This window comes from Clostridium sp. UBA1652 (assembly GCF_002320975.1).
Taxonomy (GTDB): domain Bacteria; phylum Bacillota; class Clostridia; order Clostridiales; family Clostridiaceae; genus Clostridium_T; species Clostridium_T intestinale.
In genome coordinates this window covers 42,900-56,152 of record NZ_DCLI01000006.1, presented here as the reverse complement: position 1 = coordinate 56,152, position 13,253 = coordinate 42,900, and the positions used below count along the sequence as shown (strand labels likewise).

The 13,253-nt window shown below is 28.4% G+C and carries 15 protein-coding genes and 1 tRNA gene; 6 read left to right on the top strand and 10 right to left on the bottom strand.

Annotated elements, in window-relative coordinates; translation table 11 throughout:
- Window positions 1-42: 42 nt before the first annotated feature.
- The 6 genes from B3N22_RS01100 to polA form a co-directional block, all read right to left on the bottom strand.
- A tRNA-Leu gene (locus B3N22_RS01100) sits at window positions 43-128 on the bottom strand.
- Window positions 129-261: 133 nt separating this feature from the next.
- The gene (locus B3N22_RS01095; protein WP_286904213.1) at window positions 262-627 is read right to left on the bottom strand and encodes a hypothetical protein; all 366 of its coding nucleotides are present in this window, start codon (window positions 625-627) and stop codon (window positions 262-264) included.
- The gene (locus B3N22_RS01090) at window positions 609-1,391 is read right to left on the bottom strand and encodes a glycosyl hydrolase family 8 (protein ID WP_286904211.1); all 783 of its coding nucleotides are present in this window, start codon (window positions 1,389-1,391) and stop codon (window positions 609-611) included. Before B3N22_RS01090 ends, B3N22_RS01095 begins: the two co-directional genes overlap by 19 nt.
- A complete protein-coding gene (locus B3N22_RS01085; protein ID WP_238906204.1) occupies window positions 1,381-1,947 on the bottom strand; it encodes a lytic transglycosylase domain-containing protein in 567 nt (188 codons plus the stop codon). The genes B3N22_RS01090 and B3N22_RS01085 overlap by 11 nt, the downstream gene beginning before the upstream one ends.
- A gap of 17 nt (window positions 1,948-1,964) precedes the next feature.
- Window positions 1,965-2,564, bottom strand: coding sequence for a dephospho-CoA kinase (gene coaE / locus B3N22_RS01080; protein WP_238906206.1), 600 nt, complete (start codon window positions 2,562-2,564; stop codon window positions 1,965-1,967).
- Window positions 2,565-2,575: 11 nt separating this feature from the next.
- The gene (gene polA, locus B3N22_RS01075; protein ID WP_286904208.1) at window positions 2,576-5,182 is read right to left on the bottom strand and encodes a DNA polymerase I; all 2,607 of its coding nucleotides are present in this window, start codon (window positions 5,180-5,182) and stop codon (window positions 2,576-2,578) included.
- A 160-nt stretch (window positions 5,183-5,342) separates the two neighbouring features.
- Between polA and B3N22_RS01070 the strand changes: the two genes are divergently transcribed.
- Entirely contained in the window at window positions 5,343-6,566 is a 1,224-nt protein-coding gene (locus B3N22_RS01070) for an aminopeptidase (protein ID WP_286904206.1), read from the top strand.
- Window positions 6,567-6,677: 111 nt separating this feature from the next.
- Window positions 6,678-7,190, top strand: a complete 513-nt coding sequence (locus B3N22_RS01065) for a hypothetical protein (protein ID WP_073022017.1) — start codon at window positions 6,678-6,680, stop codon at window positions 7,188-7,190.
- Between the two features lie 23 nt (window positions 7,191-7,213).
- Here B3N22_RS01065 and B3N22_RS01060 read toward each other — a convergent pair whose 3' ends face one another.
- Window positions 7,214-7,786, bottom strand: a complete 573-nt coding sequence (locus tag B3N22_RS01060) for a hypothetical protein (RefSeq protein WP_286904204.1) — start codon at window positions 7,784-7,786, stop codon at window positions 7,214-7,216.
- A 156-nt stretch (window positions 7,787-7,942) separates the two neighbouring features.
- Here B3N22_RS01060 and B3N22_RS01055 point away from each other — a divergent pair, with 156 nt between their 5' ends.
- From B3N22_RS01055 to B3N22_RS01045, 3 genes are all read left to right on the top strand, one after another.
- Window positions 7,943-8,842 carry an HD domain-containing protein gene (locus B3N22_RS01055; protein ID WP_286904202.1) on the top strand — a complete coding sequence of 300 codons (900 nt, stop codon included), beginning with the start codon at window positions 7,943-7,945 and terminating at the stop codon, window positions 8,840-8,842.
- Between the two features lie 705 nt (window positions 8,843-9,547).
- On the top strand, window positions 9,548-9,703 hold the full coding sequence (locus B3N22_RS01050; RefSeq protein WP_021801625.1) for a hypothetical protein: 156 nt from the start codon (window positions 9,548-9,550) through the stop codon (window positions 9,701-9,703).
- A 447-nt stretch (window positions 9,704-10,150) separates the two neighbouring features.
- Window positions 10,151-10,318 carry a hypothetical protein gene (locus tag B3N22_RS01045; protein ID WP_238906216.1) on the top strand — a complete coding sequence of 56 codons (168 nt, stop codon included), beginning with the start codon at window positions 10,151-10,153 and terminating at the stop codon, window positions 10,316-10,318.
- A gap of 54 nt (window positions 10,319-10,372) precedes the next feature.
- Here the strand turns inward: B3N22_RS01045 and B3N22_RS01040 are convergent, their stop codons facing one another.
- From B3N22_RS01040 to B3N22_RS01030, 3 genes are all read right to left on the bottom strand, one after another.
- Entirely contained in the window at window positions 10,373-11,185 is an 813-nt protein-coding gene (locus B3N22_RS01040; RefSeq protein WP_286904196.1) for an alpha/beta fold hydrolase, read from the bottom strand.
- Window positions 11,186-11,257: 72 nt separating this feature from the next.
- Entirely contained in the window at window positions 11,258-11,986 is a 729-nt protein-coding gene (locus B3N22_RS01035) for a GNAT family N-acetyltransferase (protein WP_286904194.1), read from the bottom strand.
- A 1-nt stretch (window position 11,987) separates the two neighbouring features.
- Window positions 11,988-12,794: a GNAT family N-acetyltransferase gene (locus B3N22_RS01030; protein ID WP_286904192.1), complete on the bottom strand. Its 807-nt coding sequence runs from the start codon at window positions 12,792-12,794 to the stop codon at window positions 11,988-11,990.
- A 156-nt stretch (window positions 12,795-12,950) separates the two neighbouring features.
- On the opposite strand from B3N22_RS01030, the gene B3N22_RS01025 reads away from it, so the two are divergent.
- The gene (locus B3N22_RS01025; RefSeq protein ID WP_242950199.1) at window positions 12,951-13,235 is read left to right on the top strand and encodes a hypothetical protein; all 285 of its coding nucleotides are present in this window, start codon (window positions 12,951-12,953) and stop codon (window positions 13,233-13,235) included.
- Window positions 13,236-13,253 lie beyond the last annotated feature (18 nt).

Sequence of the window (13,253 nt, the reverse complement as noted above, 5' to 3'; positions counted from 1 at the left end):
TTCTTAACTTAATGACATTGGATAGAATCTCTCTTTTTTATATGGTGCAGATGGCGGGACTTGAACCCGCACGAGAGTACACTCGCTACCCCCTCAAGATAGTGCGTCTGCCATTCCGCCACATCTGCTTATTTTTACTACATTTAATATCATAATGCCATATCACTGTTTTGTCAATGTTTTAGCATTTCTAAAGAGTTTTCTAGTTATTTTTAAAACTATACCATCTGTTAAAACCATCTATTTGTTACTTGTATTCTTTTAATCATCTAGCCCATTTGAACTTAAAAAAATTAATGCGTTTAAATTATCATAAGAATATATATCCATAGTTTTTTCTTCACCAAAAGCTCCGTATACCGGACTTGTACTATTTTTTATTTGAAATTCTTTCATACGTTTTTTAATGTTCTCAGCTTCATTAAATCTACCATCGTTCTCAAATAACTCACCTATAAAAGAATATATGGACGTAGATTCTATATCACTTAATTTTTCTCCTTTAGATGAATATTTTATGTATATTTTTTTATCCTTATTAAATTCATTCCATAGCCAATCAAGTTCTGGAGTTATATCAATATTAGCAGATTGTAAATACTTTAACGCTATAAGTGAATATACCAATTCTGTTTCTGTCTCATTAGAATATTTTCCTGAATTAGGTCTATAGCTTTTTTAAACAAAGGTAATCCTTTAGTTATCTGAGCATTTTTTATAAAATCTAAGGAATTAGCGTATATCTTATCCCACTTTTTATTGCTCTCTTTTAGATAATTCATGGTTGTTAAATCTAGATAACAAATAGTAACATCCTGTCCTATTGAACTCCCATCATTAAAATCAAATATGTATCCATTGTCCTCAACATTTTTTAATAGGTGCTGAGAAATACTTGCTGCTAGGTGTTTATATTTATTTTCCTGCCATCTGTCAGATCCATATATAAGTGCTTTTATTATTCTTAGGTCATCAATGGTTGAAGAACCTTTAGAAATTTCATTATCGTCATATCTCCAAGCCACCAAACCCTTAGAGGTTAGTAATCTATCTTTAATAATTCCATAACTCTCATCAAAAGCATCTTTATCATTAGCACCTACGGCATATAACATCCATAATCCGTGAGACTCAGATAGTACGCTATGACCTTTAGTTGTTTCTTTATCATTAGGTTTTTCTAAATAAGTAGTGTATATACCATAATCCTTTTTACTTAGGTTATTGCTTATAAAATCATGTAAATTTTTTTCTTCTTCCGCTTTTTCTTTTTCGCTCCAACTTATTCCTGTATTTATAGTAAAGGTATATGGCTTAATAAAAATAAACCATATACCAAATAATACAAGATTAAGTAATAACACCACTGCGATTGTTACTTTAACCTTCATTTTTTTTCCCTATGCCCCCATATAAAAATTTATAGATATTGTAATTTACTTTAACCTTCTTTATATATTTATCTGTTTCTCCAAAAGGGATATTGTGAAGATTAACCCCATCCTTTGAAACCTCTGAATTATCAAGCCACTTATTAACGTTTCCCCGTCCAGCATTGTAGGCAGCAAGTACTAAGTCAATATCATTAAATTCTGTTCTTAAGTTGTCTAAATACCAGCAACCCATCTCTATATTAGTATCAGCATCAAATAAATCACTGTACTTAAAATCTGTTTTTTTCATCTCTCCTACAATCCATGTCGCCGTTGGCTCTGTCATCTGCATAAGTCCATATGCTTGTTTATGAGATACTACATCCTTCTGAAAGTTACTTTCTGTTTTTATTATAGCCATTACTAAATATGGATCTAGATTATATTCCTCAGAATACTCAACTATGGTTTCTTTATACTTTAAAGGATACACAATTTTAAGTATACATTCTCTAAAAAATACAAGAAATATGATTATACACAAAATTATTATTATTCTTTTTTTTGCTTTCATTCTTCACTCCTTAGAAATTATTTATAAAGGTTTAGTATCCCTATTAAATCTCTAACTTGAACTTCTGTACTTAAAATGTCTTTGGAATTGTCAATTATTATATTTGCATATTCCTTCTTTTTTTCTAAACTAAGCTGGGCATTTATTCGTTGAAGAGCCTCTCCTGTCCCCAGTCTATCTCTATCTTTAATCCTTGAAAGCTGTGTATTGTGATCAGCCCAAACAACAATAACTAAATCCATGACTTCATGTAAATTATTTTCTATTAACGTTGGAGCATCTAATATCACAATCTTAGCCTTTTTATCTTCTAATTTTTTGAAAGCCTCATCTATTTCCTTAATTATATAAGGCATTATCAGATCTTCATATCTAGTTCTAAGTCTTGGAAATCGAAAAATGTGATTACCGAATTCTTTTCTTCTAAACTCACCTTTCCAGTCAAAAAAACCTTCTCCAAACTCTTTTCTAATTCTTTTTAATATATCTGGGTATTTATCTAATACCTCTCTAGATATTACATCTGCATCAATTATAGGAAATCCAGCATCTTTAAGAAATTTACTAACAGTGCTTTTTCCCGTTCCAATTCCACCTGTTAATCCAACCTTTAACATACTATTACCCCCTATTTTGCATCATACCAAGTGTCACCTATATTTACATCAACTTCAAGAGGAACATTTAATTCTAATACATGCTCCATTTCATTTTTAACTAATTCCTTAACTTCTTCTAGTTCATCTGGCTTAACATTTAATATAAGTTCATCATGAACCTGAAGTATAAGTTTACTCTTAAGTCCATTTTCTTTAAGTTTTTCATAAACTCTTATCATAGCTATTTTTATAATATCAGCAGCACTTCCTTGTATAGGAGCATTCATTGCTAATCTTTCCCCTAAGGCTTTTAATATTTTATTAGAAGATAGTATTTCTGGTATAAACCTTCTACGGTTTAAAATTGTTAATACATATCCAAACTCTTTAGCTTTTTCCGTTACCTCATGAAGAAATCCCTGTATCTTAGGATATCTATCAAAATATATCTGCATATACTCTGCAGCTTCTTTTTTAGTAATCCCTAAATCTTGAGATAAAGAAAAATCTGAAATTCCGTATACTATTCCAAAGTTAACAGCTTTAGCTCTTCCTCTCATAAGCTTAGTTACCTCATCTAATGGAACTTTAAAAACTTCTGAAGCAGTTTTAGTATGAATATCTATATTTTCTCTAAACGCATGAAGCATATTTTCATCTTCTGCCATGTGTGCTAAAACTCTTAACTCTATTTGAGAATAGTCAGCTGATATAAGAACATCTTCCTTCTCTTTAGGAATAAATACTTTTCTTATAGCTCTACCCATTTCATATTTAATAGGAATGTTTTGTAAATTAGGTTCTGTTGAACTTAATCTTCCTGTTGTTGTAACTGTCTGATTAAAGCTTGAATGTATTCCTCCATCTTCATCAATAACAGCTTTTAACCCTTCAATATAAGTTGAGTATATCTTTGTTATTTGTCTATAATAAGTTATTTCTTTTATAATTGGGTGTTTATCTACTAATTTTTCTAAAACCTCTGCATTAGTTGAATATCCAGTTTTTGTTTTCTTAACTGGAGGAAGGTCAAGTTTTTCAAATAGTATTTTGCCTAACTGCTTTGGCGAATTTATATTAAACTCCTCACCTGCTAGCTCATAGATTTTATTTCCTTTTTCATCTATTTCTTTTTTAAATGAAACTGACAATTCTTCTAACATTTTTTTATTTATATTAAAACCTTCCGCTTCCATAGAAGATAATACATTTGCAAGTGGTAACTCAACATTATAGTAAAGATCCTCCATTTCATCTTCTTTTAGCTTCTCTCTTAACATATCAACTAGATTTTTAAGATTATAAGCCTCAAAAACCCTCTCTTCTTCACCCTCTGCGTTAATTCCTTTATTTAAGTATTTTTCTAAAAGGCTTTCTAATGGATATTTACCCTTTGATGAATCTATTATATAAGCTGCTAACTCAACATCAAATTCTATGCCTTTAGGTTCAACATTAAATTTTCTTAAGACAGTTAAAGTATTTTTTATTCTATAGGAATATTTTTTTATTTGTTCATTTTCAAAAAGAAGTTTAAGTGCTTTAATATATTCTTCTGAATTTTCAATCTCCATCTTTAAACATTCTATAATAAAAATTTCATTGTTAGAACTTAAGTAAAGCCTATTTATATTAATTTTTGAAAAAACATTCTCTTCTATAAGTTCAGATATTATATAAACATCTTTTGATATTTTATCCATTAAGTTTTTAAAATCTGATATTGTGGTTATAGTTTGAGAATTAATATCCTCTTTTTCTTCTAATATATTCTCTTCTTGAAATCTACCTAAAAGAGACTTCATTTCGAGCTTAATTAGTAATTCTCTAACTTTTCTCTTATCTATATTTTCATTATGAAGAGCTTCATCCCAAGAAAATTCTATAGGTACATCCCTCATAATAGTTGCAAGCTTTTTACTGAAAATTGCCTGTTCACTGTAAGTTTCTAAATTATCTTTTATTTTTTTACCTGAAATATCAGCTATGTTGTTTAATACACCTTCTACACTTCCATAGGTCTGAATTAATTTGTAAGCTGTTTTTTCCCCTATTCCAGGAACCCCTGGTATATTATCCGACTTATCGCCCATAAGTCCTTTTACATCTATAAATTCTAGAGGTGTAACTCCAAAATCATCCTGCATTCTTTGTCTATTATAAACTTCCTTTTCAGATACACCTTTTTTAGTAATTATTATATTTGTGGTATCCGATGCTAATTGAAGCGCATCCTTGTCTCCAGTTAAAACATATACTTCTATATTGTTTTCTTCTGCCTTTTTAGATAAGGTACCTAAAAGGTCATCTGCTTCAAACCCATCTAATTCAAATATAGGTATACCTAAATAGCTAAGTAGCTCCTTAGTTAAAGGAAACTGTTCTGCGAGCTCTGGCGGCATTTTTTTTCTTCCTGCCTTATACTCCGCATACTCATTATGCCTAAAAGTTGGTGCTTTTTTATCAAATGTTGCTATTATATAATCTGGGACTATTTCATCCTGTATCTTCAAAATCATATTAGTAAACCCATATATGGCATTAGTATGGAGGCCATCGCTATTAGTAAGTGGTGGCAATGCATAAAACGCTCTATTCATAAGTGAATTACTATCTATAAGTAAAATCTTCTTCATTTTTTCCTCCAAATAAATCATAATAAGCTAATTATACTATTTTTAGCTAAAAACTTCATCTATCAGTATTATTAATTTTAACATATAAAGGTTAAAATATGCTTACAGCTTGAAATATAAGGCAAGATTTGAGAAAATAATACTGAAGGAGTGATAATAAATGGAAAAATTATTGCAAAAATATGCTTCTCTCGCTGTAGGGACAGGAGTAAATATACAAAAAGACGATTACTTGGTTATAAACTCTCCAATAGAATGTGCTGACTTTGCTAGAAAAATGGCTGAAGAAGCTTACAAAAAAGGTGCTAAAGAAGTTACTATTCATTGGGCAGATGAAAAATTCACAAAAATAAATTTAACTTATGCTTCATTAGAAACTTTAGAAGAGGTTCCTGATTGGAAAGTGCAATCAAAACTTTATTATGCAAAAAAAGGAGCTGCCTTCATTAGCATCTCTGCATCCGACCCTGAAAACCTTAAGGGTGTTGATACAGAAAAAATATCAACAGCTCAAAAAGCTATGCAATTAGCTAACAAGGATTTTTCTGAGCTTTTAATGTCAAATAAATGTCCTTGGTGTGTCGTTTCAATTCCAACTGAAGGCTGGGCTAAAAAAGTCTTTAATGATTTATCTACTGAAGATGCAGTTGCAAAACTTTGGGAAACTATATTTAATATAGTTAGAATTGATACAGAAAATCCAAATGAGGCTTGGAAAGCTCATATAGATAATTTGCAAGAGAAAAGTAAATTCTTAAATGACAATAATTTTAAAGAGTTACATTACACAAACTCCAAAGGAACAGACCTTAGAGTACAATTACCTGAAAGACATATTTGGGTTGGAGGTGGAGAAACCTGTGCTGATGGCAGATATTTTGTTGCAAATATGCCAACTGAAGAAGTATTCACTCTACCTTTAAAAACTGGGGTCAATGGAACTGTATTTTCTTCAAAACCACTTAATTATGGTGGTAATTTAATTGATAACTTCTCATTAACATTTAAAGATGGAAAAGTTGTTGATTTTTCAGCTGAAGAAGGTTACGATACTTTAAAACATTTAATAGAAACAGATGAAGGATCTCACTACTTAGGTGAGGTTGCATTAGTTCCACATGATTCACCTATATCTAATTCAAATATAATATTCTTTAATACATTATATGATGAAAATGCTTCCTGTCATTTTGCTATTGGTAAGGCATATCCTTGCTTTGATGATGGCGATAAAATTACAAATGAAGAAGCTGTTAAAAGAGGGGCAAATGACTCTTTAACTCATGTTGATTTTATGATAGGTACAGATGATTTAAATATAGTTGGTTATACTTATACTAACGAAAAAATCCAAGTATTTAAGGATGGAAATTGGGCTTTTTAATCAGAAAATTTTCTGGAAACTCTTTTTTATAGGGGTTTCCTTTTTTCATTTTGTATCACATTATGGATTTTTTGAGTAAACTAATAGTGTATTAATTTACTGGAGATAAGAATGTGGGAAGAACTTACAAAGGAATTAGATAAATTATCCCCAAAGGAAATGTCTGCTCAATATCATTTTTTAGGTGAAGGTATCGCAAGAAGAGTTTATGCTCTTGATGACGAATATGTAATTAAAATTTCCAAGGGTATAGATGGCTTTTATCAAAATTCTGTAGAAAATTATGTTTTTCAAAATGCTTCAAGTAATCTGAAAACTATATTATGCCCAATAGAATACTTTACTCCAAAACATATAGTTATGAGGAGAGCTACACCTATGTCTTTTTTTACTAAAACAAAATATATAAACATTAGTAATTTTACAGGATACTCACATATTAAAGATTATCTTGATACTTTAACAGATAAATTCTATCTTTTAGAGGAAGATTTATATTCCCCTACCTCATGGGGATTCCTTGATAATAGCTTACGTTTAATTGATTATGGTTGTACTAGTAATTATGGTGATTATTATTATGATTTTGTCTTTACCTTAGATAAGCTTGATAACTTTTGGTAAAAAAGAGGATTTTAAACATCCTCTTATATTCCCAAAGGTATTTTTCCTGATAAAAGAGGTTCACCACTTCTTTGTACATCTGGAAAATTATTTATATATTTTAATCCAAGTTCATATCCACGTCCCCAATATTCATCTGATATATCAATTTTTTTCCTTTCGATAACTTCCATATCCTCAGATAAAAAATCCGCTATATTAGGTGTAAACCCTACCCATAATCCTTTTGGATTCTCACCTGGCATAATATCGTTGTCATATTCATTTCCATTTTTATAAGTATTTAATGAAAGTAGTTTTGATCCAATAGTAAGTTTGTATTCATTAATTAAATCTTTCGGAAAAGCTAAAATAGCTACACAATCTAAGTCATCCGAGTAAGCTGCTACTAAAAATGGATTTAATGAAACAACTATGGCTGGCTGGGGAAATCCACTTTTTATAATTTTTTTAAGCGTTTTTATTCTATACTTATTATATATTCCTTTATAAAAAGGTTTGTCTTTAAACAAATCTTCTCTTAATATTTGTAGTTTTCTCATGGATAAATTTATATCCATATTTATATCTCCATAATAATAATTTTTGTAACTCATCCATCTTCCTCCTACACATATAGGTTCTCTTAAATATATCTTATCACACTTTACATATTTTGGAAATAAATTGTAATTTTAATCAACTATTTCCTTAGAATAATTTCAATTTGTTTTTCTTATAATAAATTTAATGTCTTTGATGAGGTGAATGTTATGAATAATAAAGTGTATGCTAAAGATATACATATTTCTAAATCAATTATTAAATCAACTTTTATGATAATTAGAAAACTATATAAGGATGGTAAAAAAGATATTATTATTTTAGGAGATAGTTCTGGAGATTTTAAAGCATCTATAGTTGCGAATACAAGTTTAGAATTAGGAATGGTTTTGAAAGTTAAAGGAAAATATACTTCTCTTTTCGAAGTTTCAGAATATGAAATTGAAAAAGATCCAGATTTAGATATATTTTTGCCTAAATATAATGGTGATATATCTAATCTTTTAGATGAGATTGAGAAAATTTCTTTAGAAGAATTTAAAAGCAAAGATGTTTTAGCTTTAAATGAATTTTTCTTTAAGGATCAGGAATTTTTAGATATGTTTAAATCAGGCATAGGTGGAGTCTCTCAACATCATAACTATCGTGGTGGCCTTGCAGAACATACTTTAGGGGTTATGAAACTAACTAAACATCTTGCATATAGCTATAGAATAAGGCGTAAAGAAATTGCTATATTAGGGGCTAAGCTTCACGATATTGGTAAAATATATGAATTTTATCATGATTCTCCCTTTAGATATAGTTTAAGAGGAGAAATGGAAGGACATATAGTTATAGGCACTCAAATGGTTGAAAAGGCCTTTAACGAACAACCTACTCTTTATACTGAGGAATTTAAAGCAAGAATAAAAGCCTGCATAGTCCAACATCATGGAAAATTAGAGTATGGTTCACCTAGGGAACCTAAAACAGAAGAAGCCTTGATTTTAAGTATTGCTGATAACATAGATGCTACCATGAATAAGGTTCAGCAGATTAGAGATATTACTCCCGAAGGTAGTTGGTCAGAGTATGATAAAAGAATTAACAGCAAATTGTTTTTATAGAAATAAGGTATTCCTCACAAGTTTAGGAATACCTTTTAAAAAGTCTCACAGTTTTTTAAAGAACTTTATTACTGCTGTCATGAAAAGTCCTGCCACTAAAAATAATTGTAAAAACTTTTTAACCTCTAAATTGGTGGTAAAAATGGAACCAATTAAAATTCCTATAAAAAGAATAATCATTAGAATAAATCTAAAAGTTTTAATGATTATCACCTACCTAAAAGAAATACTATAGTAAATCTTTAATATTTTATTCCTTATTACAATATATTCAACTGCTTCTAAATTCTCCCCATAATTCAAAAGAGATTTAATAAATCTAAAACTTTAAACCTCGCAAAAATGAACTTCTTAATGAATTTTTCATTTTAACTATGGATTTTTTTGAATTTATATCATATACTAGTTATGGATAGTGAAGTGTTTCATTTATCTACATAAATATAGTATATATATTTAATTTTATATATACAGCTTTAAATGGAAAATTTTAATATTTTCCTATATTATTCGATACTATTCATTTCATTTCGGCACAAAATGAAATATTAGTATATAGATTTACCCTTCATCATTTAGAAAGGCTTGTTTACCCCAAGCCTTTCTTATATTTTGCCCAAAATTTCTTTTTTAGGTTATAACTCCTTATGATATTTTCTTAATATTTATTAATACTAATAAAGAATGAAATAAGGAGGTGTAGCTATGAAAAATGATAATAAAAGAACTTTTACTAAAGAAAATGCTTTAAGAAATGGAACTAAAACTCAAGATCAATGGTCTAAAAATCAAATTTCTCAGACTATAGAGGAGCCTGGCAAAAATGACAGTTATGTTGAAGCTAAAAAAAGAGGTTTTTAATTCCTTAACTTACCAGAATATAAAAACCAATTTAGGTTAATATAATATCAAGGAACAAATAGTGATTAAGCCAATACTTAAATAATTCTTTTAGATTTATTTAATCTTGCTAGAATTAAGTATAAATTTATACTTAATTCTAGTGAATTCTATATGGTTAGGAAAAGTGTTTTTGTAGTCGGAAACTAAAACTTCTTATTATACTAATATTCCAACTTATCATATAGGGTTTAGCTAACATCATATAAGGTGTTGTAATGATATTATATAGCCGTAAGGTTATATAAGGTTGTGTAGATATTTTATATGGTGGAACGACTCATTGTTATAGGTAGTGATTTATTTGTATTTAGTCGAAAGATTATCTATGTATAATAAATTATTTATAATGGTGTTAGTTTAATCCTATTTGTTCTTTTTCTATTAAATTAAAAGAAGGTGTAAACATTGAGAAAATCAAATAAAGTTAAAGATAGTGATAGTTTTAAAACTGTATATAAAGAAAAAATTCATGATGAAAAAGGCACCTACATAAGTGAAGTTCAAGAATTCAATAAACCTGAAGATTATGATGAAGCATTTAAACAATATTATCCTAATGATAAAGAAATTTAAAAAATAAAGTTGTTGCAAATCATTGAAAAATAAATTTGCAACAACTTTTTTCTATTAATCTTGTAATAAAAATTCTGTAAAATTTTTATTAAACTCCTCTAACTCATCATAAAAGATACCATGTCCACTATTTTCGAAAGTATATAAAACTGAATTATTTATGCCCTTCTTCATTTCTAACGCAAGTTCGTAAGGGCAAACCTTGTCTTTTTTTCCATGAAAAATTCCAGTTGGAACATCTATGTTTTTTAAATCATTCCTTAAATCTTCGTCTCTTAAGGATACAGCTGTTTTTATTGTTGAATAGTTCTCCCCCTCTAGACCAAGACCATTAAACCAAGCTCTAAAATTAGGAGTAACTTCTGTATTAAAAAATATTTTTCCAAACTCACTTATCATTTCAGGTCTATTTTCATAAGTGTCTAAAATTAACTTATTTACTTCCTCTATACTTTTCCCATAAGGATAGTCTTCTCTTTTCGTAAACACAGGAGCCGCTGCTGATAATAAAGCCAGTTTTTTTACTCTGCTTTTTTTATATCTAGATAGATATCTTATTGCTATAGCCCCTCCCATTGAAAATCCTACTAAGGTTATATTTCTAAGGTTCAACTCTTCTATAACAAATCTAATATCATCAGCTAATCTATTATAACAATATCCATGCCAAGGTTTATCAGAGTTTCCGAAACCTCTTAAGTCTATAGCAACACATCTAAAATTATAATTAGGTAGAAAATTTAATTGATACTCAAACATCTTATGATTTACTGGCCATCCATGAATAAAAACTATAGCATCTTCATACCCTGGATTCAAGTCTTTGACATATAATTTCACTCTATCTTCAACTTCCACAAAATGCATTGTTATAGCTCTCCTAAGTATTTATATTCATATATACTTTATGTAATAAATAGATAAATTAGACCAATTTATCTATTTAATCCTATACCAATATTTATATATTTCTTTAAAACCAATTTTCTTATATAGATTGATTGCGGAGATATTGTTATCTACTACCTGCAAATAAGCCTTTTCTCCTCCATTATCTTTCGCTTTTCTAAGAGTAGCTTTTATTAATTTTTCTCCTAATCCTTTATTTCTATGATCTTCATCAACAATTACATCAAAAATACCTACGTGATTTCTTTCTAAAACACCTAATGTGCATCCAACAACTTTATCTTCATCTAATATTGAAACAAAAAATTTCTCAGAAATTATATTGTTAAACATTTTTTCTATAGTATTTTTATTTTCTTCACTTAACTTATTTAACTTACAGAATGCCTCTAACCATCCCCCATTAAAATCATCTTCTATTTTTATGTTATGAGAAACTTCAAAGTCACTCTCTTCTATATCAAGAGTCTGAAATCTAGTAATATCTTTTACTAAATAACCCTTTGATTCTAGTATTTTATCTAGGTTATTAGGAAAAATCTTGGGTGTTATCTTAAAAACAATAGGTATATTTTTCTCCTTAAAGATTTTTTCACATTCTTCTATTTTATTGTGTATATTTTCATTAGAAAAATATACAGGATTTATGGAATTAGCCCTTTTTGTGTATCCATTCGCAAATCTTAAAATCCAACCATCATATAAAATGGTTTGTATCGCTGGCCAAGCATTCATTGATAACTCTTCTAAATATAACATTTTACACCTCTACTCTTTCCTTTTCTACTGCCATTGTCCATCTATCTATATTTTCAAATCCCAATCTGTGATAAATATTACCTGCTTTAGGGTTATCATAAAATAAACATAAGCTTTTTCCATCTTTTAATAAATCGTCACATAAACTAGATAAACATTTTGTAACATGTCCTTTTTTTCTATCCTCTTTTTTACATGCTACTCCAACTATCATAGCTGCTTTAGTACATTCAGCTGTACTTTGAGTAACCGCACATATTTCATCTTTTTCATTTTTCGAATAATATATTCTTGAAGTTTTGCTTCTTATATTTTCTGAAATTCGCTCTGGAGAATTTGTACTTACCGTATCAAACTCATCAATTGATAGTAATAAATCATAAACTTCCTTGGCATCTTTTTCTGTTGCTATAAAAACATTATTTTTATTATCACTTAATTTTTCCCTATTCTTTAACTCACAAAAGTTCATATATTTTACTTTAGGATCTTTTAAAATATCTATAAACTTAACTACTATAGACTCTTTTCCTGAGATAATTTTACAACCATTAAAAGAATTTATTATTCTTTTAAATTCCTCAACATTGAAGTTTTTATCGTTAAAATAAGGAACAAAGCTTTCATGATATCTTAAAAGAATACCTACTAAATCATTGTTTTCATTAAAAGAACCCCATAATTCTTGAAAATCTTCATCAAATCCATTATTCTCTATATCTCCAATTATAAATAAATTTATAGCAGGTTCATCACTTAGAAAGTTTAATGAAATCTGTCTATCTGATTCCTTTAGTTTTCTTATCATCCCATCTCCTCCAATGTTACAATTTTTTTCCTATTAGTATAGCTTAAGTTATTTTAATATAATTTTCAATAATAATTATCTATTTGTGTTATATATTTTCAAACTTTGATAAAATATAATTATAATACAAGTCAAATATAATATGGAGGAATCATTATGTATAAAAATGTAAAAGTAAAATTAAAAAAAGATGTAACAAGCACTGACTTTTGGAGAGCTACTTATCATAGCGATTCTAATCTTGGTATAAGACTTGTTCATAATTTTGATACCATGAAAAAAAACTATATGAAGGGCAAATTATATAAATATGGTTCTTTAGAGGTTGAAATACCTATGTCCTATTATAATAAACAAAATGAAACTATAGATTTTGATACTATAGAATATGGCTATATTAAAGATGGAAAAAATATATGGGATATTGATGAATTAATTTAAATCCTAGAAATCTAAAAA